Source organism: Rubripirellula lacrimiformis, assembly GCF_007741535.1.
Lineage (GTDB): Bacteria > Planctomycetota > Planctomycetia > Pirellulales > Pirellulaceae > Rubripirellula > Rubripirellula lacrimiformis.
The window spans coordinates 2043510-2065223 of record NZ_CP036525.1; the positions used below are offsets into that span (position 1 = coordinate 2043510).

11 protein-coding genes are annotated in these 21714 nt (G+C 57.4%); 6 read left to right on the forward strand and 5 right to left on the reverse strand.

Annotated elements, in window-relative coordinates; genetic code table 11:
• Nucleotides 1-42: 42 nt before the first annotated feature.
• Nucleotides 43-5130, reverse strand: a complete 5088-nt coding sequence (locus K227x_RS07195; protein ID WP_145168899.1) for a DUF1549 domain-containing protein — start codon at nucleotides 5128-5130, stop codon at nucleotides 43-45.
• Nucleotides 5131-5618: 488 nt separating this feature from the next.
• Between K227x_RS07195 and K227x_RS07200 the strand changes: the two genes are divergently transcribed.
• Nucleotides 5619-6920, forward strand: a complete 1302-nt coding sequence (locus K227x_RS07200; RefSeq protein ID WP_218933834.1) for a prepilin peptidase — start codon at nucleotides 5619-5621, stop codon at nucleotides 6918-6920.
• Here the strand turns inward: K227x_RS07200 and K227x_RS07205 are convergent.
• The gene (locus K227x_RS07205; RefSeq protein ID WP_145168901.1) at nucleotides 6892-8163 is read right to left on the reverse strand and encodes a glycosyltransferase family 4 protein; all 1272 of its coding nucleotides are present in this window, start codon (nucleotides 8161-8163) and stop codon (nucleotides 6892-6894) included. The two genes, K227x_RS07200 and K227x_RS07205, sit on opposite strands and share 29 nt — an antisense overlap.
• A 145-nt stretch (nucleotides 8164-8308) precedes the next feature.
• Between K227x_RS07205 and K227x_RS07210 the strand changes: the two genes are divergently transcribed.
• From K227x_RS07210 to K227x_RS07220, 3 genes are all read left to right on the forward strand, one after another.
• Entirely contained in the window at nucleotides 8309-10159 is a 1851-nt protein-coding gene (locus K227x_RS07210) for a carbamoyltransferase family protein (RefSeq protein WP_145168902.1), read from the forward strand.
• On the forward strand, nucleotides 10159-10572 hold the full coding sequence (locus K227x_RS07215; RefSeq protein ID WP_145168903.1) for a hypothetical protein: 414 nt from the start codon (nucleotides 10159-10161) through the stop codon (nucleotides 10570-10572). The genes K227x_RS07210 and K227x_RS07215 overlap by 1 nt, the downstream gene beginning before the upstream one ends.
• Nucleotides 10573-10966: 394 nt before the next feature.
• Nucleotides 10967-11242 (forward strand): DUF5989 family protein, encoded by a 276-nt coding sequence (locus K227x_RS07220; RefSeq protein ID WP_145168904.1) that lies wholly within the window; start codon nucleotides 10967-10969, stop codon nucleotides 11240-11242.
• 107 nt (nucleotides 11243-11349) lie between these two features.
• Here the strand turns inward: K227x_RS07220 and K227x_RS07225 are convergent, their stop codons facing one another.
• Nucleotides 11350-12819: an SGNH/GDSL hydrolase family protein gene (locus tag K227x_RS07225; RefSeq protein ID WP_145168905.1), complete on the reverse strand. Its 1470-nt coding sequence runs from the start codon at nucleotides 12817-12819 to the stop codon at nucleotides 11350-11352.
• 115 nt (nucleotides 12820-12934) lie between these two features.
• Here K227x_RS07225 and K227x_RS07230 point away from each other — a divergent pair, with 115 nt between their 5' ends.
• A complete protein-coding gene (locus K227x_RS07230; RefSeq protein ID WP_145168906.1) occupies nucleotides 12935-14302 on the forward strand; it encodes a hypothetical protein in 1368 nt (455 codons plus the stop codon).
• Here the strand turns inward: K227x_RS07230 and K227x_RS07235 are convergent.
• Nucleotides 14299-15966, reverse strand: coding sequence for a hypothetical protein (locus tag K227x_RS07235; protein ID WP_145168907.1), 1668 nt, complete (start codon nucleotides 15964-15966; stop codon nucleotides 14299-14301). The two genes, K227x_RS07230 and K227x_RS07235, sit on opposite strands and share 4 nt — an antisense overlap.
• Nucleotides 15967-16350: 384 nt before the next feature.
• Nucleotides 16351-17193, reverse strand: a complete 843-nt coding sequence (locus tag K227x_RS07240) for a hypothetical protein (RefSeq protein WP_145168908.1) — start codon at nucleotides 17191-17193, stop codon at nucleotides 16351-16353.
• Nucleotides 17194-17464: 271 nt separating this feature from the next.
• Between K227x_RS07240 and K227x_RS07245 the strand changes: the two genes are divergently transcribed.
• Nucleotides 17465-21661 (forward strand): autotransporter outer membrane beta-barrel domain-containing protein, encoded by a 4197-nt coding sequence (locus K227x_RS07245; protein ID WP_218933835.1) that lies wholly within the window; start codon nucleotides 17465-17467, stop codon nucleotides 21659-21661.
• Nucleotides 21662-21714 lie beyond the last annotated feature (53 nt).

Sequence of the window (21714 nt, forward strand, 5' to 3'; positions counted from 1 at the left end):
TGGTCGGATGGGCGTGGTCGGTTCACTGGGCGTGCTGCCCGATCAACGATTGAACAGGAACGCGGGACTGTTGATCAGCGCCCAGGTCAGGTCTTCGGCGGCTGTCAGCCGAAGATTGTCCAACTGCCCAGCGCTTTGGGCGACGTCCATTCGCTTTTGAATCAACGATGGAGTGTCAGGGGTAGCGACGGTTAAAGCAGCTTTGCGATTTTCCAGTGCGACCAACGCGTCGTCCGGTGGCACCGGTTTGCTTGCCTCGGCCAGGGCGGCTTTGGCTTCTTGAATCTCCGAATCGGATCGTGCCAGATAGTCGACCAGTTGCTGTTTGGCTTGGTCGGATCGATTCGAAGCCGGCGTCGCCAAAATCGCAGCAAACGCCTCGGGTTCGGATAGTCCGATGTCACCGTCGTCGGTGGTCACGCTGATGCGAAACCGGCCCAGACGGTGATCGGTGGCATTATGGAACTGGTGGAAATCGAAGCTCAGCAGCACGCCGTCGGGGTTCGCGATCGGTTTCGCAAACTGAAATGTCGCCCAGTGGGAAACGCCCAGTTGGTTCGACACGGCCCAGCCGCGTTGGTCGTTGGTTTTCCCGTCAAAGGTTTGCTCGATCGCAAAGCCACCTTGGGCGAAATCCGCGTGGGCGCTGGCGATGGTTTGCTGGATCGGTTTCTTGGGGGAATCCGGCGCCGTTGCAGAAACTTCGATTTCGGTCACCACAAAATTCCCGTTTTGTCCTAGTCCAGGGCCCGACGATGGCAGGCTGGCGTCGGCGATCGCTTCCAAGCGAAATCCAGTGATCTTGGGCAGGCTGGTTTGAAAGGCAACGTGATAGACACCTTTCCCCTTGGGGCCGGTGGCGATGATCGATCGGTCAGGTTGCGGCGTCAGGACAGCTTGGTTGGTCGTGCTAAAGGAAGTGGGCAATAGCGGATGCCACTGGGGCGATGATGCCAGGCGGTCTTGCCAGGCCTGGATCTTGCTATCGACGTTTTTCATCGTTTTGTCGGCGGCCTGCTGTGCCGTTTCGATCCGCTTGGCACGCTCGGATTCCAGTTTCTTGCGTTCCGGTTGGATGGCTGCCGAGCGGTGAGCGATTTGCTGGACCACGTCCGCCAATTTTGCTTCACGGGCCTTTTCCAGCTCGATTCGTTTCTTGCTCCACTCGTCTTCGGCGATCGCTAGCCGGGCAACCATGTCTCGGTGATCTTTTTGAATGGTCAGCGTGACTTGCTGGAAGGCACCGAATTCAGCATCGCTGGGCATGCGTCCGAGGGCACGCAGGAACAGTTCGTCGACCAAGCTGCGGTCGTCGGTGTGTTCTTTGACCAGACGTCCAAGTTCGTTCTTGGGGTCTGCGATCGCGGTGCCGATCGTTGGGCCGCTAATCAAGGCCATCACGGGGCCAAGCTGAAGCTCGCTGCTGCGTTCGCACTCGCATGCGCTTTCCCGGGTCGGCCGACCCAGGTTCTGCAGAAATCCGTCGGCAAGTTTGACGCCGGAATCAGACAGTTCGGCCGCCCGCGTGCCTGCGGGAACGCCGGGGATATGGGTCACCGATCCGGTCAACGTATGGACGGTGTCGTAGATCACTTCGGCCGGCAAGCGGCGTGGGAGCGCGTGCGAATAGTTTTGACGATCGTCTTCGTTCATCGGGTTCACGCCAATGTCCAACTGATATGTCCGGCTGTTGCAAATTTGGCGCAGCAGTGACGCGACATCAAAATTCGATTCCACAAACGAATTCGTCAGGTGGTCCAGCAACTCTGGATTGGTCGGTGGGTTGCCCGCGCGGATGTCGTCGATCGGTTCGATCAGCCCAACGCCCAACAGATAACCCCACAATCGGTTTGCGTAGCTGCGGGCAAAGTATGGATTGTCAGCATCGGTGATCCAATCGGCCAATCGTTGCCGACGCGTGGCATCGGGTGCCTCGTCGTGCGGGACGTCGTACGGAAAAGTTGGCACCACCGGTTTGCCGGTCCGCGGGTGCATCACGTCACCGGTGTCCTGGTCGACCACTTTTTCGAACAGTGGCGTGGCACCTTCGACGGCGGTGCCACCGATTTTGCGATCCCCGGATGCGGGATCACGTTGCAGACCCACCTGGGCAAAGAACGATGCCATCTCGTAATACTGGTCCTGGGTCCAGCGTTCGAATGGATGGTCGTGGCATTTGTTGCAGTTGAATCGGATGCCGAGGAATAAATGGGTGGTGTTTTCCATCGTGTCTTCGGGCGTCCGCAGCGTCTTGAAATACGATGCAGGTGGGTTTTCGTTGTTTGACCCGGCCGCCGTCAGTACCTTCTGGGCGAAATGGTCGTAGGGCATGTTGTTGGCCACGCAATCGCGAATCCACTGTCGAAATTGGGTGCTGCCCTCGACACCCAAAAACTTGCGATTGACAAGCAGCAGGTCGGACCACTTGTTGGTCCAGAATTCGATGTACGCTTCGCTGCCGATCAGGTCATCGATGACACGCCCTCGTTTGATGCGTGTTGATGTTTCGTCGGCAAGGAAGGCTCGTACCTGGTCGCTGGTCGGTGGCATGCCGGTCAGGTCCAGGTGGACGCGGCGCAGGAAGGTGGCGTCATCGCACAGCCCGCTTGGTTCGACTTTGACTCGGTGCCACTTTTGGGCCACCAGTTCATCGATCTGGCTCCACGTTTCCGGTTGAGATTCCTGGTATCCGCTGCGGTCGCCCATCACGGTCAAGGTTGTGGCTGCGTAGGCGCCTTCGAAACGGGCTAAGATCGGAGCTTCGCCACGGCGAATCGCGGACAGCAACCCTGTGTTGTCGGCGGTCGCAACTTCGGTATTGCCGCTCTCGATAAAGGCTTCTCGAGTAACATCACGCTGCGTGCCATCGGAATAATGGGCGACGACACGCACCTGTTGACGCGACTTGGTGCTTTGCACAATCGGGTTGATCGGGAACACTTCGATATGGCTAACGCCGGATGATTTTGAATCCAGTTGACTGCCATCGGCGATCCAACGCCGCAGGATGGCATGGTACGGATCTCCCGCCGTCATCAGCGTTCCGCCCTGGTGCGGCGTGGTGCCCAAGGGTTTTCGCAACATCAACGATTCCTCAGGGGCGGCCGCATTGATTCGTCGTGCGGACAGGTCATCCGTCAACGCTCGCAGGTCGAATTCAGGATCGTACCCACGCAGCGAAAGTCGGAATCCGTTCTTGCCCTTCTGTGCACCATGGCAAGTGCCCTGGTTGCATCCCAGTCGGCTCAACACCGGTGCGACGTCGCGGATGTAATCGACCGATCCAAGGTCAACGTCATCACCGCTGACTCCGGTGGCGGAAACGGGAATCGTTTGCGAAAGCGAACCGTAGTGAACCGTTAGGCTGCCCGCGCCGTCGCGAATCGGACGAATCAGCCCACGGTTGGTCAGCGTCATCCACGGGGGGGCATCCACCTGGCAGTGTGCAGTGATGTCGGTCGACGACCCGTCCTGGGCCACTGCCGTCACGATCAACTGGGTGTAATCGTAAAGCGATCCCAAACGAATCGACGATGGTGTGACGTTGATTGCGGTGGCCGAATCCAAAGCGTCTGCTTGAGTGTCAGGTTGCTTCGGCGGCAGCGATTGGATCCAGGTTTGAACATCGAACTGCTGTTTGTTGGACGAATCGTCGGCGGTGATCTGGACGGCTGGGAAGGTGTCGGTCGAGGTTCCGTCGATCGCGATGTGGCGAATGTTTCCATCGTTGGCGGCCGCTAATAGGCTGTTGTCGGGGGCGAATGTGATGGCATAGACGGCCGCATCGGCGACGGCCACGCGAGTGGTTTCTTGGGCATCGCGTTGGCGGTAGGCGTCGACTTTCTTCTTCTCTTCCGCATTTCGGTCGTTGACCCGCTTGCTGAGGATCGATCGCAGATCTTCGTCCATGTCGCCATCAAAGCTGTATTGCCAGACTCGAATCTCGCTGTGGCCATCGATGGTCGCGGCCGCTGCGATCCGCGTTGCATCTTGGCTAATCGCAACGCAACTGATGCGGCCGTCCAGTTTGGGCAGCGAACGAATCAGATTGGCATCGTCCCCGATCTTCCGTTCGGTTTCGCGAAACACGCGGTACACCTTTGCGATTCCATCGGCGCCACCGATAACGATCTCGTTGCGAACCGGGTGGACGGCAACGCTGTTGAGTCCACCGGAGAGCGCACCCGGAGTGATCGATGTGATGTTGTCAACAAAACGTTCGGTCTCGACCTCCGTCAATTTGCATGACATGTCGCGAGCCACCGAAATCAGGTGTTTGCCATCGGGGGTGAAACCGGTATCGCGAACCCAATCTTCGTGCGCTCCTTGGAAAAGGATCGGTTGGCCGGATTCCGAGTCGACGGCACGAACCACGTTGTCGTTGGCGCCGAATGCAATCTTGCTGCCATCGGGTGACCAGCTGGCCCCGCAAAGCGTGTCAAATGTCATTGGCAGGGACAGCCGTAGGTTGGCCGATTCGACATCCCAAACTTGCAATTCTCCTCGTTGGCCGGGGGTGCCGCCGGCAACCGCCAGCGACCGTCCGTCGGGTGAAAAGCGAACGGTGTTGATCCGTGGACTTAATCCGATCAATCGCGAATGGAGTGCGTGGCTGGTGGCGTCCAGCATGACGACCTCGTGGAATCCCGCGACGGCGATCAGATTTCCGTCGGGCGAAACATCGATCGAAGGCATCGCCGGCCCGGCGGCGTAGGTAGGCGGATGGTCGGCGCTGAATTGGTTGCCGGCGTCGGCCGGTGAATCATTGACTGCCCCTGCGGCTATCCAACGCGTGATGACATCGATTTCGATATCGCTAAGTGGCTTGAAGGGCTCGTCGGGCATTTCCGCGTGCCCGTCGATCGGCGTGATCTGCTGGATCAGAAAGCTGGCGTCCGGATTCCCCGGCACGATCGCGGTTTGTTCGGTCTCACCGCCGGCGACCAACGACGCAAAGTCGGTCATCGAATACGAACCGAGTTGCTTGGCGCCTTGATGGCATCCGTAGCAATGCCGCACGAAGATGGGCTTCACATCGTTGTGGAAGCTGACCGCGGACGTCGAATCACTGGCCGGCGATACCGGTTCGTCGGCCGCGGCTGTGATCGCGAAGCCACAGATCCATAGCATCAAGGAAGGTCGGCTGAACACGCGCATACGGGAACCCTCGGAAAGCATGTAGCCTTCGCAAGTGCGTTTGCTGTTCAGAAGAGGTTTACTTCGCGCTGTATGGTGACCGAATCGCTTATTCGGCCCAAACGAAGCTCCATTCTAAGCAACCGGCGCTTTCGAAGGAAACGGTTCGTTAGTAACAACGCCGGTCCAGTACCGATCGAGTGACCGAAACCAGTAGCCCGAGCAAGGGCAGGCGGGAGGCGACCAGAACCACGTTAGTGTGGGAATCTTTCGCCTTGCGGCCAGTCTAGTGGCGAGTGAGACGCTGGTCAATCGATTCGACCCGGTCCGTCGACGGGGATCGTGATGTGACTTATGCTTTTTTCGGTCACAGAACCGGTCGAAATGCCGATTCAACAGAACTAGGTCACCGATGTTCGGATTGGCTTGTCAGGAAACCAGTAGGCTCGTTCGCCCAGCTTGCGCAAAAACAGGGGCCCCCCGTGGTCGGAAATTGGATCGGACTACCCATCGAACTTCGCTACGTTTTGCTTGCGATGATAGGTTTGATCGGCGGTGCTCTGGCCAATCACGTGATCTACACCTTCGCCTACTTTTCGCCTCGCCCGATTTCACCCTGGGGCAAGGCGCCGCCGAAAGCCCAACCGCGTACCGCGTTGGATCGCGTCCCCGTCCTAGGATGGTTTCGGATGAACCGCGACTCGGAAATCCACGGTCGTGGGTTTTGGGTGCGCCCGCTGCTGATCGAAGTGGCGATGGCCATTTCGATACCGCTGTTGTATTGGTTCGAAACCCAGGTGGGCGGCTTGCTTCCGATCGCCGCTCGGATCCCGCGGTTTCTGGACGTTGTCGAGCCGTCGGCGACTTGGATGTTCTTTGCTCACATGATTTTGGTGACCCTAATGGTCGCCGCAACGTTCATCGATTTGGACGAACGAACCATCCCCGACATCATTACGATCCCCGGCACCCTGATTGGGCTGCTATTGGGGGCGATCACCATTCAGATCTTCATGCCGACGGTGCTGCCGGTCGGAGCTCCCTTCAACGTGTTGGGGTCGATGACCAAGTCCACGATGTTCAACTCGCCCTGGTATGAAGAGGCCAATCCGTGGCTAGGGATCAGTGGGCTTCGAGTGGGCTTAGCGATTTGGACTCTGTGGTGCTTCGCATTGGCAGATCGCCGCTGGAGCGGATTGTTGGCAAAACGTCGCGGGATCGCGCGAGCCATCCAGCACTTCTGTGCCGGATTGTTTCGCTACGGGTTTTGGAAACTGCTAGTGGCGATGTGGTGTGTGGGTGTCATCGCGATCAGTTGGGTTTGGAATGTCGGCGGTGACCACTGGTTGGGTTTGTTCTCGTCATTGGTTGGGTTGGCTGTGGGCGGCGGATCGGTCTGGGCGATTCGGATCGTTGCTTCGTGGGCGATGGATGTCGAAGCGATGGGGTTCGGCGACGTGACGTTGATGGCGATGATCGGTGCATTCATCGGCTGGCAAGGGGCGATTCTGGCGTTTTTTCTGGCCCCCTTTGCGGCCATCTTCATCGTCTTGATCCAGTATGTGATCACTCGGGATCCCCAGGTGCCCTTTGGCCCCTACCTGTGTGCCGGCACCGTGCTGACCATCGTGAACTGGGACCGCGTGTACAACGCGTGGTTGTCTTATAACCTTTTGACGATCGGCCCCATGCTGCTATGGATCTGTATCGCGATGCTGGGGTTGATGGCTGTGATGCTATTCGTGTGGCGGCATATCAAGATGCGGATTTTCGCGGATCACTAAGCGTCGTCTCTAGCAGTGATGCCAGTTGATCGGTGACGTGGTCAAAGGAATGATTCTCGACGAGGTACCGGTCGACCGGATCGGTTTGATGGCTGCGGACGCCAGAATGGAATTCTTGTAGAGCCCTCGCCGCATCGGCAATGTTGTCATCGCAAACGATCCCGGCGCCGGACTTTTCGAAGAATCGATCAAAGTCTTGAAGTGCCACGATCGGCGTCCCCGCGGCCGCGGCCTGCAACAGGACATTTGGGAAGCCCTCGGCCGCCGCAGAGCTGGTGGATAGAAACGCACGCGACTGGGCGTACTGCATTGGCATCTGGTCGAATGGAACGTAGTCCACCAATTCCACGTTCGCAGGCAAAGACGATCGGACCTTGGATTCGACATTCGGATCATCGGGGTTAACGATCATTCGGATGGGGACATCGGGACAGGCTTGAGCTATCTGGATCGCCAGATGAATTCGTTTGGCAAATTCTTCGTAGCGACCGATCCATAGGATGTGCCCGCGCGGATGTTTGCCACGCTGGTCTTTCCAGCGATCGATATCCAACGAATTTCGAATCAATGATCCTTGGCGGCCGAATAGTTTTTCCAATCGTTCCCGCTGGGCGTCTGTCTGGCAAACCACATGGTCGGCTCGTTCGATCGCGTATCGGCAGACATCCGATCGCTCGCCATAGGCCGATCGCGTGATGGCATCCTGAGCGTATCGTTCGTCCAAGTCGGCACCCGATTGAAGCATCAATACCGAGGGCCGATCTTGTGCCGCGGCCGTTGCGATCACGCCGGCCGATTCGCGGCCCACGCCCATCGTGACCCAAACATCGGGGGAAAGTTTCATCAGCCGATCGTCGATGGCCATCAGTTCAGGATCGCGACGGCGAAACGGCCACGTGGCGGCCAGCAAAGGAATTTGCCAAAACAGTTTTGCCGAGAAACGGTTCAGCCGTCGATTGCCGAAGTCCACTTTTGCAGAGACATCGCGTCGAATGTTTTCCCACCGGTCGATATCGGCGTGCAGCTGGACTCCCTCGACACAGTCGCGCGGGATCCGGCCGCAGGATCGAAAAACGAGCGTCGGCTGCCATGCTGTTCGGCTGGCCAGCCCCTTCGCAAATGTCCATGCCGCGGTTTCCAAACCGCCGACACCCTTGGCACCAGCACCGAACACGGCGGGCATCGATTGCCATGCGACGATCGCGACGCTGTGTGCTTTCGTCGAAACGGGAACGCGGTTCATGCTGGCCTGCTGGGAATGCAAAAGAGGACGCTGGAACGGGGGGCACGATGGACCGGGATAGAATCACGGGCTGTTCCCAGCTAGGCTAACCAGCAAACGTTCGCCTGCCCATGTGCTCTGTTCTTTGTCGGCACGACTGGATTTTATGGTCGCGATTCTAGGGATTTCTGCATTTTATCACGACTCGGCGGCAGCGTTGGTTGTCGATGGCAAGCTCGTGGCTGCAGCCAGCGAAGAACGTTTTACCCGCATCAAACATGACGCCAGTTTTCCGACCCAAGCGATTGCCTATTGCTTAGCCGAGGCGGGCATCGGTGAATCGGACATCGACCATGTCGGGTTCTATGAAAAGCCGCTGCTGAAATTTGACCGACTGATCGAAACCTATCTCAGCTATTCGCCGCTGGGATTTCGATCTTTTCTAAGAGCGATTCCGACTTGGGTTCAGCAGAAACTTCATCTAAGACGAGAAATTCGGGATGGATTGAATCGTCAATATCAGGGGCGATTGTGTTTCTGTGAACATCACCAATCGCATGCCGCGAGTGCGTTTTTCCCCTCTCCGTTTGACGAAGCTGCCATTTTGACGATGGACGGTGTCGGCGAATGGACGACGACCAGTTTGGGAATCGGTCGCGGGAACCGAGTCTCGTTGAGCGACGAAATTCGATTTCCACATTCGCTTGGGTTGCTGTATTCGGCGTTCACGTTCTATGCAGGGTTCCGAGTGAACTCTGGTGAATACAAGTTGATGGGACTGGCGCCCTATGGCAATCCTCAATACGTGGATCTGATTCGGACCCATTTGATTGATCTAAAGGCCGACGGATCCTTTCATTTGAACCTGGACTATTTCAACTATTGTCAGGGGCTGACGATGACGTCGGCTAAGTTTCATCGGTTGTTCGGGCGGCAACCTCGCAAAGCAGATACATCGATCGACCAGCTGGACATGGACTTGGCTGCATCGATCCAGGTAGTTACCGAAGACGTGATCCTGCGGACCGCAAACCATCTGCACGAAAAAACGGGAATGGATAACCTCTGCATGGCTGGCGGGGTCGCATTGAACTGCGTCGCCAACGGTCGGCTGCTGCGGGAAGGCCCATTCAAGAACGTTTGGGTACAGCCAGCCGCCGGAGATGCGGGAGGCGCCTTAGGCGTCGCTTCGCTGATCTGGTTTCAGCTTCTGGGAAACGATCGGCAACCGAGCGTCCCCGATGGTCAATCCGGAAGTTTGTTGGGCCCGTCCTACTGTACCGATAATATCGCCGGTCGCTTGGATCAGCTGGGTGCCGTCTATCAGGAAATTCCCGACGAAGGCCAACGGAATCGACAGGTCGCCCAGCTGTTGGCTTCCGGAAAGGTCGTCGGCCGATTCGCCGGACGGATGGAGTTCGGGCCTCGCGCTTTGGGCAATCGCAGTATCCTTGGCGATCCCCGATGCCGTGATATGCAATCGGTCATGAACTTGAAGATCAAGTTCCGCGAGTCGTTTCGCCCGTTCGCACCGGTCGTTTTAGCGGACCACGCGACCGACTATTTCGACATCGGCGAGGGTATCGAAAGCCCGTACATGTTGATGGTCTGTGACATCGCCGAACATCGGCAAATCGAACCGGATGGTAGCAGCGGCCCGGTGAGCCAAGGCGAATCGGGGCTTTCGCGAGTCAACGAAGTGCGCAGTGATCTGCCGGCCATCACCCACGTCGACTATTCGGCTCGCGTGCAAACCGTCGATCAGCATCGCAACCCAGAATTCGAGAGACTGCTTCGCGCATTTTACGAACAGACGGGCTGCCCCGTGTTGATCAACACCAGCTTCAACGTGCGGGGCGAGCCGATTGTTTGTACGCCGGAAGAAGCATTTCAGTGCTTCATGGCGACGGATATGGATGTGCTCGTTTTGGAAAACCTGTTGTTGATCAAGGAAGATCAGCAAGCGGTTACCCGTGTTTCCACCGACCAGTATCTTTCTAAGTTTGCACTCGACTGATGCCTGCTAACCTAATCCAACACAAAGATCTGACCGACCGCGGACTGCGATACTTTGGCTTGTCATTGGTGACGATGATCTTTGCCTTGTCGTGGCTGATGCATTGGCGATGGAATCAAACCACTGTGGCAGTCGGTGGGGTTGTCGTTGGCGTGCTTTTGGCCGTCGTCTTTTTTGCGTTCCCCGCTAGCCGGCGCGGGATTCATCGTCAGTTCATTCGTCTGACGTCGCCGATTCAGTGGGGGATGACCGTTTTGATTTTGGGTGGGTTTTTCTTCCTGGTGTTTTTTCCACTGGGCTTGGTCCTGCGGATGCTAGGAAAAAGCGTACGACAGAAAAATTCAAACGCCACCACCTACTGGTCGTCACGCCAGGACCCCACTGATTTGAAACGCTATTTCGACACTTATTAGGCGGGGCGGCGACAGGTGCTTGGTACAATTGAACCGACACAAGTGAGCCGTGATCGCGTGAGCGGCCGGGAATCCCCCCCCATGCCCATGCCCGTGGCGTCACGGCCAGCGGATCATCATGGCCGTTGAAAGTTCGATTCAATCAACAGGCCGTCAACGATCGGTCGGTTGAGCGAGCCGTTTAGGCGATAGCCTCGGTTTCGTCATCCTGGAACCGGGGCTATCGCCCAAGCGGCTCACGTTGGGGGCATCATTTCTGTCTGCCTACTTTACAGAGTGACAACGTCCGCTGCATAAGAAAATGTTTGATCGATAACCGACCCGCGGTTGGATTATCAATGGTGTCGACGCTGCTGCTGTTTTGCTGAAGTTCTGTTTCGAGAGAGTACTTTTTATGGCGAATTCGAACGTTCCCGCCGAAGACCAACCCTATCAAGATGGGAAGGTTGATCCGATCCATTCAGTCGATGCGCCGCACGGATCTGCAGTTGCAAATGAACTGCAGAAATTAGAGTTCGAAGATCCCGGTATCGTTCGCGAATTCGTTAGCTTTTTGCAGTACAACAAAAAGTGGTGGTTGGCACCGATCCTGATTGCTGTGGTCGCGTTGATCTGTGTCGTGTTCTTGGCCACTTCACCGGCGGCTCCATTCATCTATACCTTGTTTTGATCAGACGAATTCACCAAGTGGTCCGCGATCGCAGCGGCAGCCGGCGGTTTGCAAGCGACTGAAAGACAGAAGTCTTAAGTGCGGGCAATCGATGGGTTGTGTTGGGGTCATTGTCGCGGAATCCATTGCAATCGGATCAGTTGATCGGCCAACAGGCCGGCCAGACGTCTTTGTCCCGCGGCCGAAGTGTGGTCGTCGTTTTGTAGGAACCATTCATTCGCCTGCGCTGCGACCCCGTCGGTGCCAACCACCGCTTCGATATGGTTGGCTTGCAATGCATCAAGCACCATGTTGTGGCTCCAGCCTGGTTCCATCGGGCCTAGGTCGGCGGCCGCCTCGACTTGCCGCATGAAATTTTTGGCATAGCTTTGGTGTTGGTGTCCCTCGGGGGCCACGATCGCAATCAATTTCCAGTCGCGTTCTTGGGCGATGCGAGCGGCGCCGCGTAGGACGGCATCCGTTAATTCCTTCAGCTTGGCTCTGTGTGGTTCGAACGCCGGCATCTCTGGCCAATATCGCGATGCATAGACCAGTGGCTGTTCTTGGATCCGCTGCTCGTCATCGATCAAGTACTGTGCGGGACTGGTCGAATCGACCAATTGGATGACGCCGTCTTCGATCACTAGTGGATCAGGCGACGCCTGCGCCAAGCGGCTAAGTAGTTCGCTTCGTCGCCATCGCGGTTTGGGGCGAAGTCCGAATGTGTCATTCAGCGAGTCAAAGGTTTCGGAAAACAAGAATCCGGTATCGTTGGTGATCGAACCGATTGGTTGAAACTGCAATTCCGATTGGCTGACCACGGCGCTAGGTTTGGGAAAGTGGTAGTCGACCGCCATCGAAAGATTGACTAGATCGTTCAGTGGGTTGATCCAGATGACAAATACCGTTCCCGGGGTGGCCGTTTTCATCGAACGCATTCGCAACAGAAATTGGCCGAGCCCAAATCCGGGAACGCCCGCGTTGGCGACGTTTGCCGGCAGCCCTTCCCCGGCCAGCTTCATCGACAACTGGGAAGCCAGAGTTTCGTTGCTGGCGACACCCAAGCCAAACGCATGCGAATCACCAAGGATGATGACGTCGTAGTCACCTAGCGAACGGTCCGTCGGATCGGCGTCTGCGGTGCGAAAGCCGTAGGCGTCGATCGTTACATCGATGTCAAAGTCTTTTGCTTCGCTGACAATTCGATATTGTCGATTCGGTGTCAACGCGAAGCCAAGGGTTGGATCCGGTTGCTGATAGACGCTGGGCAAAGGGCGATCGGCGGGAAAGCGACTGGCAATCCACTCGGCCGCCAATAGTGGCAATCCAACTGCGATCATCGGTGGGACGAAAGCGAACAGGATGGTGCGAGAATATCGTCGCAATCGAGCCTGTTCGTCTTTGACCGCTTTGCGGTGCAGTGCGATTCCCAAAATGCCGGCTAGGATGCCGATGGCGGCGATCACGGATTGGCCCGTCCCCCATTGCGCGATGAAATCGCCGCCGCGGGTCACGTCTGCACCGATCGCCACTGCCAAACAGACAATGGATGGCGTCAGGCAGAGAACCAATCCGAAGAAGTGAATTCGAGCGAGCATAGATGAGGCGGTCGTAGAGTAGGAATGGTCGGGTATGATCGTATCCGATTTGCTAAGTCTTTAGTTTGCACCACCTCGGATCAGACGCCCCATCCCATTGTCGCCCAAGTCAAACATGCTGAGCAATCTATCGGAACGACTTCATCTGGACCGTTCGCTGGCACTGGTGTTAGCGACGAAGGTGTGGCAAGTGATGTCGGGACCGGTCACGATTGCGTTGATCATTGCGACCTTTTCGCTTCAGGAACAAGGCGTTTATTCGGGGATCATCGGGATCGTTGGGATTCAGTCGCTGTTTGAACTTGGTCTGTTGAATGTCTTGATCGGACAGGCTGGTCACGAAATGCCCCATCTGCGTAAGGGCCAGGAAAAGGGGAATGAAGATGAACAGGGCACGCCTGATGAACCGGTCCGCCGAATGGCCGAACTCGTCCGCGGGTCGCGCCGCTGGTTCGCGGTCGCAAGTTTGTTGTTTGCAGCGTTGGCACTGGTATTTGGTTGGGTGACGTTCCATGGCGGGGCTGCCGACGGGTGGCAGATGCCGTTGATGTTTGTGGTCCCCTTGTCCGCGATCGCCGTGTTTCTGTCTCCTTCGGTTGCCATCCTGGAAGGGGCGGGGTTTCGGGCCGATGTGTACCGAACCAGGCTGTTTCAGATGGTTACCGGCAGTCTGGTGGTTTGGGGGGGATTGGTTCTAGGTTGCAAACTTTGGGTGTTGGTCTTTTCAGCCGCCGCCCAGGCTGGATGGATGGCCTATCTGACCCATTGGCGGCACGCATCGTTTTTCCAGCAGTTCTTGGCCGTGGATCAGCGTCCCCAAGATTTTTCTTGGCGACGGGATGTGGTTCCGATTCAGTGGCGAAGTGCGATCGTCAGCATCGTGTTTTACGTCGCGACCGGGTTGTTCACTGTGATCGTGATCAATTTTCACTCGGCGACCGAAGCAGCCCCGTTGGGAATGACACTGACGATCGTCGCCGCGATCCAGATGTTGGCCCTTGCATGGATACAAACCAAGTACCCAGTGGTGGCAGCGCTTCACGGTGAAATGCGGCGGGAAGAAGCGGGCACGCTTTGGCGCCAGATCGCTATCACGTCGACCGCATTGTTGGTGGCCGGCCTGGGGGCGTTGATTGCGTTGATCGCAATGTTGCCGGTCTTAGAGACTTGGATTCAGGTCGCCTTGGTACCAAGGTTCCTGTCCGTCACACAGGCCGCGATGCTGGGCGCTGGCTGCGTTCTGAATCACGCGATTGCCATTCAGAGTTTTTACGTCCTGTCACGCAGGTCCAGCCCACTGCTAAACGCTAGCGTGATCGGCTATGGATCGGTCGCAATCGCCGTTTGGTTCGGCGGATACTGGGACGGCACCAACGGTCTGTTGATCGGATACATGACCGCGATGTTGTTGGTCGCGTTTCCGGTACACACCTTGGCCTACATGAAATTTCGATCCGCTGTGCGGGATCCGATTTCGGTTTAGACTTCGCGAGCGAAGGTTGGGTTCCAGCGGATGCGGTGTCCAGCTTCGGTCGCGTCGACGCCCGAATCGCTGTCTGCATCGCCGGATGTTTCTGGTCCGTTCAACGACGGTGCCGGCAGTGTGTCATGGTCCGAAGGCGAGTCCGTGTCGTCAGCGTCTTGGTCGAATTCGTCCGTTTCAGGAGCGATTCGTTCGACCTTTTGCAAACGCGACTTTGGTTGATCGCTGTACGTTCCCGGAGCTTCCAGGACCGAATCGCCCATCGATTCAGCCGGTTGGGTGACGATCGGTGATCCTTCGGTGATGATCCGGCTACTGCTGTAGGGGACCGCCGACACGGATGGCGAATTGAACGACGAGAACCCGCTGACGATCGCTGGGCTGAACGGGTCGTAGTACGAAATCGGCATCCGTTGGACGACTTGGCGAGGCACCATCACGGTTTCGTTGTAGGGAACGTAGACCTGTTTGGTGACTGGTTTGCGAACCGTTTGAACGATCGCTTCTTGTTCGTAGTACTGGACTTGAACGGGTTCTTTGCGTGTTTCGTAGACCACGCGAGTCGATTGGACAGGGACCTTGCGGACCTGTTCCTCGGTCACCCAACGTTGTTGTTGGACGGGGACTTTACGGGTCAGAGTTTCGGTGACCGGTCGTTGAACGACAAAGGGAACCTTGCGGACCTGGGTTGTCGCGACCATCCGGGTGGTTTGAACCGGGACGTTTTGAGTCACCGTTTCGGTTTGCATGCGAGTGGTCTGAACCGGAACTCGCTGGCTGACCACCTCTTGTTGCATCCGTTGGACTTGAACCGGCACTTGGACCTGTTGGGTCTGCGGCACGTACGAAGTCTGTGCGACTTGTTGGGTGATGTAGTTGGGGCGGTAGGCCATTTGCGTCTGTACCGTCGGCGGCGTCACTTGCGGGGCCACGGCATAGGCGCCGCGAACGCGAGCGAACAGGCCAAACGGGCCGGGCGTTGCATAGGCATTGGGAACGTACTGCAGTCCGTACTGAACGCTTCCTGGGGTCACGACGTTCTGGGCAACGTAGCCACCTGCATCGTAGGTCTGGTTCTGTACGGTCGTGACCGGACGCATCGATGTGTACTGTTGGGTCTGCATCTGGGTTTCGGTCACCGGACGCTGCACCACGTATTGTTGGTCGTAGTACTGGGTTTCAGTCACCGGACGCTGGACCGCGTACTGTTGTTGGTAGTACTGGGTTTCGGTGACCGGTCGGTACGTCGTGTATTGCTCTTCGCGTTCTTGCGTTTCGCTGACGTAACGTGTTTGCTGAATCGTTTCGTCCCGGTACGACGTTTCCACCACGGGTTTCCAAACGGTGAACCGTTCTTCGCGGAAACTGGTTTCGACGACGGGGCGGGCAACCTTGTATTCGCGTTCTTCGGTGCGCGTCTTCAGAACCGGTCGATAACTGGTGACCTGTTCTTCGACGTATTCGGTTTCCTGCGTCAGTCGGAATTTCTGGACCGTTTGCGGTTCCATCACGGTTTCGCACTGCAAACGATAGGACGGTTCAAAGCAGCAAGCGTCCTGGGCAGTCGCCAGCGAAGCTGTGGTCAAGACCACAGCCACGGTTGGGGCGACCGCGCTGGCCATGGTTGCGATGGCAGATCGATCAAAGGGAAAGAAACGGATCATGTTTGACTTGCGATAACGGTGTACGAAAAGTTCCGACAGCATCAGCGTCGCGGCCGATGGCAGGCACGGGTGGTGACGCAGTCCGCCGATCAGACGACGACCGCGCTCACCATTCCAAGGGTACGCAAGGCTTGAGCAAAATGTAGTGGAAACCCGATAAAAACGTCGTTTTTGCGTTTTGGGTGGCCGTCAGAATTAGCCAGATTCCCCCGTCTGTCCATTTGCCGGTGGAACTGTTGCATTTTCGCAACACTGGACAGTTTGGCTGATCCCTACAACCGGCATATTCCACCGGGGCGGTCAACGAGTCCGCCGTCAGGACTTGAAGAGAAGCCGCAGAGGCTTACGAGTAGCCGGTGATGCCTTAGAGAAGCCGGTGATGCCTCAGAGAAGCAGGAACGCGAATCCACCGATCGCAGCCAATTCGACCAGTGCGGCGTGGCTATCGATCGGGAACGGGTTCAACTGCAGCGGCAATGATTGACAGGTTTTGCAATCGGGACCCGATCGAACCAGGCAATCCGGCGGCGTTTGGGTCATGTGATACGGCAATAGCAGCGTGTTCCCCATCAACTGAAGTCCCGAGATCGCATTCTGGAGATAGCCGCAGCCATTTCCACAACGTTCCAGGTTGGGTTGTTGGAAGTACAGCGGTCCGTGGCAGAACGCGACCGGATAGCGATTGGGCAGCGGAATCGACGCTCCCGTGCTTGTCACCAGTTCCGCGGTCCCGTGGTATTCGGCGAACGCTTCCTCGGCGGCCTGATCCTGTGGGACGCGACCATGGCTTTCCGTCGACATCAGTCGGATTTGCGTCAGCGGTTTTTGCAGTTGCTTGATGAATCCGCTGGTCCGAACGTCATCCTTCGTTTCCGCCGTATCGTTGTCATCGTCCGCGCCCAGCGTGGATCGATCCAATGAATCGGAAATCGTTGCCGCTGCGCCGCCGCCCAGCAGGGCTTCGGTCGTTGGGCTTTCGATTTCGCGGGGTTGCTCGGTGGCAGGTAGCCGATCCAGGGAATTGCTTTCCTGACGAAGGATTTCGCCGAGCGATGTTGCTGGCGAATCCAGGCGCTGGATGCGAAGCGGTGGCGCCGAGTCGCGGTTTGCGTCACTGACCTGTCCCCACGCAACACTGCTGGTGCTGATCGCAAGTGCTGTCCCCCAGGCCAAAAAAGCCAGGCTGGAGGATTGAATTCGCCGAGATCTGGGTGATGCCGTTGCCATCGTCAGAGTGTCCAGCGGACGGGGATCGAAAGGACTGCCAAGCGTCTATCGCTGTTCGTCGACGTTTTTGTACCGGCCAGGCCAACAGAACCCGGATTCTGCAAATGATCGCTAGGACCGTCATATTTTGACGCGGGGATGCCCCATCGGGTGGGGGACGTACCAACGGATGGGCAAACTGGCGATGAAAAATACGCGTAAATCCCGTTTTTGACTACGATAAGGCCAGTCGATTGTGACTTCTCTGTCGCTCCTTTTCTGTCACCTGGCCATGTCTCGTTCGGCGTCCATCGCTTGGTTCTTTCGTCTGATCAGGTTACCGCTGCGCGGTGCCGGGCAGATGCCCCATCAGCAGGACGCGATCGGCCCACCCCGTCGGATCGGTTTGGCGCGACCGATGATCCGAACATTGGAACCGCGGTTGGTGCTGAATGCTTCGGCAGAGATCGGGTTGCTGGGCGATTTGATCGTCACGGGAACCGATGCCGCCGAAACCGTTCGTCTGGATGTGGACGTTGACGGCAATCTGCAACTTTATGACGGCAACAATGACATCATCCCGATCGCCAATCATCCGGGGGATTCGTTCGACCCGTTGGATCCCGATACGCTGACGGCTCGGTTGATTCGCTTTGATCTTGCCGGTGGCGACGACGAACTGCTGCTGGAACTGCCCGCGAACTTGGACATCAGCGTCGCCTCGGGCGATGGAATGGACAGCACTGCAATCACCGAAGTCCATGCTTCGGACGACCGCAATCGTTCGATTGACATTTCATCGGAAACGATCGACTTTGCGTCCGCGGTCCGTGTGTTTGATTTCACGGATGATCTTTTAACGCTGCAAGGCGATGTGTCGATCGGTCAGACCGGCCAACAAACCAGCTTGGACGTCGCTTCCCAAACGTTGCAGGTCGATGGACGCCTGATTGTCGCCGGCGACGTTTCGTTGTTGAGCAACGGTGCGATCGATTTCCAGAATGCAACCGTATCCGCTAGCGACACCGGTGCATCGCTTCGTTTCGTGTTGGGGAATGCGTCGTTGGATCTATCGGGATCAGACAACGCGGGCGGCCACCTCGTCGAAGATCTGGTGATTGCCGGTGGCAGTGACGTGCGACTGGGCGATGGGATCGATGCCGACACGTTGTCGATCGATGGCGATCTGGAGATCCGCGATGTGGCGGGTGACCTTCGCGTGGAAGCGGTCCTAAACGCCGACGATATCACGATCGCCGTCGATGGCGACGTCGATATATCGCAGTCCATGACGGCCAGCGGAGACATCGAGATCGTCGCAGGCGGCAGTCTTCGTGCCGAGGCTGATCTTCTGTCGTTGGACCCGATCGACGTTGGCAACATCACCTTGTCCGCGACTGACATCACGTTGGTCGATCTGGAAATTCGCACCGCCGGCGGCGAGATTCACGTGTCGGGGCCGACGGCGATCGACGGTGATGTTGGAATCGATTCGGGCAACCAATCCACCGTCGATAACGCGGGCCGAATTGAATTCTTGGACGGGATCACCGGATCCGATGGCCTGTCCAACACTCTTCGGATCGATGCCACCGGGCAAGTCGCGGGCGGCGCGGTTTTTCTACGCGGGGACGTCGGACAGACGGATCAGTCGCCGCTGCAGAAAGACCTGAATTCGATCGCGATCGACGCGGGCCAAGTGGAAACGCGGTCGGTGGGAATCCGTGGCGGTGACCTGCGTTTGACCGCTGATACGGTGCGACTGTTGGGCGACCAGTACGAAACGCGTGGAACCGGTGACATCGCGATCGATGGCAACCTGCGTTTGCCGTCCGGCGACAGTCGGCTGGTCAGTGCTGGTGACGTTGGATTGATCGGGCCGGTTATCGGACAGGCGGTTTCGGTAGGCCCCGGGGCGACGGGGACGTTTCGCGTTGTCGCAGAGGGGGACGTGACGCTTGCGGCTTCGCTGGTCGGTGTCGCCAATGCCATCGTGGATGCTGGTGATACGGTCACGATCGACGGCCCCGTATCGGTACGCGATGACATCCAGGTCAGCGGGGATATCGCCTACGTGAACGCAACTCTCGATGCCGCATCGGGCGATGTGCTGCTGACATCGCAAACGCTACTGTCGATCCAGCACCACGCGGTCGTCAGCGCCGGTGGTGGCAGCATTGTCGCGATCGGGGGCGGCGGACAGATCGATACGTCGGGTGGGACACTGCAAAGCGATCAGATCACATTGCGGCAAGCCAGCGACGTAACGCTAGGCGACGTGGATGCGTCCGGCGGAAGCTTGACGTTGGGGGTTGCCAACGATGTGACGGGCGATATTCGTCAGGCTGGTTCGACGATCATCGAAGCGGACCAATTATGGGTTCGCAACGGCGGTGTGGTGGATCTGTCCAATTCGGGGAACAACTTTACCCGAGTCGAAGAGGTTCGTTCGTCAGGCCCCGTCACCATTGTCGACTCGGTGGATGCGATCGAACTGGTCGATGTGGAATCGCTGAACCAGAACATCCAAGTCGTGGCCAGCGGCGATCTGTGGGTTGGCCGTATCGACGCAGGTTCGCTTGGCGATGTGGTTCTGATGTCGAACGATGACATTTTGGGGACCCCCGCAAACACACTGAATTGGGTCACGGCCAATCAATTGACTTTGGTCGCCACCAACGAACAATTCGATGGTGGTGGCGATGACGGAATCCGCTTGGCCACAAATGTCGATCAGGTTCAGGCCGTGGTGATGGGGAACCACCGGGGCGACATCGTGATCCACGAGTCGGATTCTATCCTGTTGGCTCGCACCGACAACTCCAATGGTGCGGCGATGCAAACGACGAATGGCCAGATTGTTGTGCATGCGATGGACGCGATCGAGATCACGGATTCGATGCCGGGTGACGATCCCGAATCTAGAAAAAATGACGCCGAGATTCGGGCTCGCGGGGAAGAATTTGGACGGATCGAATTGGTGGCGGGGCAACGATTCGAAATGGGCGATGACGTCCAGCTAAAGGCCGACAAGGTGACCGCTGCGGACCCTGTGCCGCAGACGCAAACGTCGGAAGATTCAGCGTTGTTGTCGAATCTTCCCGTTTCGGATCGGGCTGTCTACATTCGTGCGGATGAAGTCGTGCTTGGCCAACGAATTGAAATCGATACGGGACCTCAGCAGGGTGTCGCTCGCGTGTTCGCGCCGCGTCCAATCGACCCATCGGATTCCGACGCCGGTTTGATCGACGGTGGAATGCCCAGCCCGTTCGCGTTCTACGATCCGACGTCGATCGCGGTGAATGTTCTGGAACAGGCAGTGGTGAACGACGCGACAGGAATTTTGTCGCTGAACGTCGGTCAGGTTGGCGAACAGGGGCTGACCATTGACATCGATTGGGGGGCCGCGAACGATCGATTCCAACGAATCGATGGCCTTTCAAGCAACCAAGATGTGTTCGCCGGGGTGGACTCGGTCGGCAACGTGCTCCCCAACCCCGTCGCCGGTCCAGGTGCCGGTAACCTGACGATCGAACACTTCTATACCGAAGCGGACATCCTAGATAGTACGTTCAACGGACGGACCGCGGCCACCGAACCGTTGAATGTGAAGTTCGCAGTACGCCATCACGAATCGATTTGGATCGAAGGCGAAACGATTCGCCAGGATGGTTTTACCGATGGGACGGCGGATCGTTCGATGTTGATTTCGTCGACCGATGATCCCGCGACCGCTGCGTTGGAAAGTGGCCAAGTCTCGTTCATTATCCCCAGCTTGACGATTCCGGTCGCCTTCTTTCCCGTCCGCAATGTGATCCCCGAATTCGACGTTCCCGAGATCGTCGTTCGTAATGAAGTCTCCTTGGTCGTGGCACAAACGTCGGTGGAAACGGTCGAATCGACCACGGTTTCCAGCGTCAGTCGTGACGAGTACTTCCAATTGCGAGTGCTGTCGCCCGACCCCAACGGCGAGGACTTGGTTGAACCCAAAAAATTGCCTGACAATATTTTGGACGGTGACAAGATTCAGGAACTGTTCGCCCGGTTGCCAGACGGGGCGTACGAGATCGAGTACGTGCTGGGCGATGGAAACGAACGCACGATTTTGAAAGTCGATGTTCGCAACGGCGAAGCGACCATTCCCGAAGGCGATTTGGACGAAGGCGAACTGCGGTTGAAATTTCAACCGACCGGTGACGGTCAGATCGACGGGGACGGGCAACCGGATGGCGATCAAGACGCCGATGATCAAGCCCGGTGGGACGCGTCCCGTTCCGATGACCGGTGGGCGGCTGCGGTGAAGCACATTGCGGTGACGGAAGCGGATCACGCCGGCGGTGATGCCGAGTTCGAATCTTCGGCTGGCGTTGCACTTGCTGGGGGCGGAGCAACCGGGATGTTATTCAGACGTCGAATGATTCGGACATCCAACCAGACGCCAAATCGATTGGGGCGAGCGGCCCGTTTTTTGTCGTCTCGAGTTCAGTAAGTGAGTTTCGTGAGTGCTGGCTGCACTCGGTAAACGTTTCGTTTAGAAATTGA

Excerpts from the sequence above, each read along its gene's own strand:
- K227x_RS07220 (WP_145168904.1), top strand. The coding sequence starts at position 10,967 with ATGGCGAATTCGAACGTTCCCGCCGAAGACCAACCCTATCAAGATGGG.
- K227x_RS07240 (WP_145168908.1), bottom strand. The coding sequence starts at position 17,193 with ATGGCAACGGCATCACCCAGATCTCGGCGAATTCAATCCTCCAGCCTG.
- K227x_RS07215 (WP_145168903.1), top strand. The coding sequence starts at position 10,159 with ATGCCTGCTAACCTAATCCAACACAAAGATCTGACCGACCGCGGACTG.
- K227x_RS07195 (WP_145168899.1), bottom strand. The coding sequence starts at position 5,130 with ATGCTATGGATCTGTGGCTTCGCGATCACAGCCGCGGCCGACGAACCG.
- K227x_RS07205 (WP_145168901.1), bottom strand. The coding sequence starts at position 8,163 with ATGAACCGCGTTCCCGTTTCGACGAAAGCACACAGCGTCGCGATCGTC.
- K227x_RS07235 (WP_145168907.1), bottom strand. The coding sequence starts at position 15,966 with ATGATCCGTTTCTTTCCCTTTGATCGATCTGCCATCGCAACCATGGCC.
- K227x_RS07230 (WP_145168906.1), top strand. The coding sequence starts at position 12,935 with ATGCTGAGCAATCTATCGGAACGACTTCATCTGGACCGTTCGCTGGCA.
- K227x_RS07225 (WP_145168905.1), bottom strand. The coding sequence starts at position 12,819 with ATGCTCGCTCGAATTCACTTCTTCGGATTGGTTCTCTGCCTGACGCCA.
- K227x_RS07245 (WP_218933835.1), top strand. The coding sequence starts at position 17,465 with ATGTCTCGTTCGGCGTCCATCGCTTGGTTCTTTCGTCTGATCAGGTTA.
- K227x_RS07210 (WP_145168902.1), top strand. The coding sequence starts at position 8,309 with ATGGTCGCGATTCTAGGGATTTCTGCATTTTATCACGACTCGGCGGCA.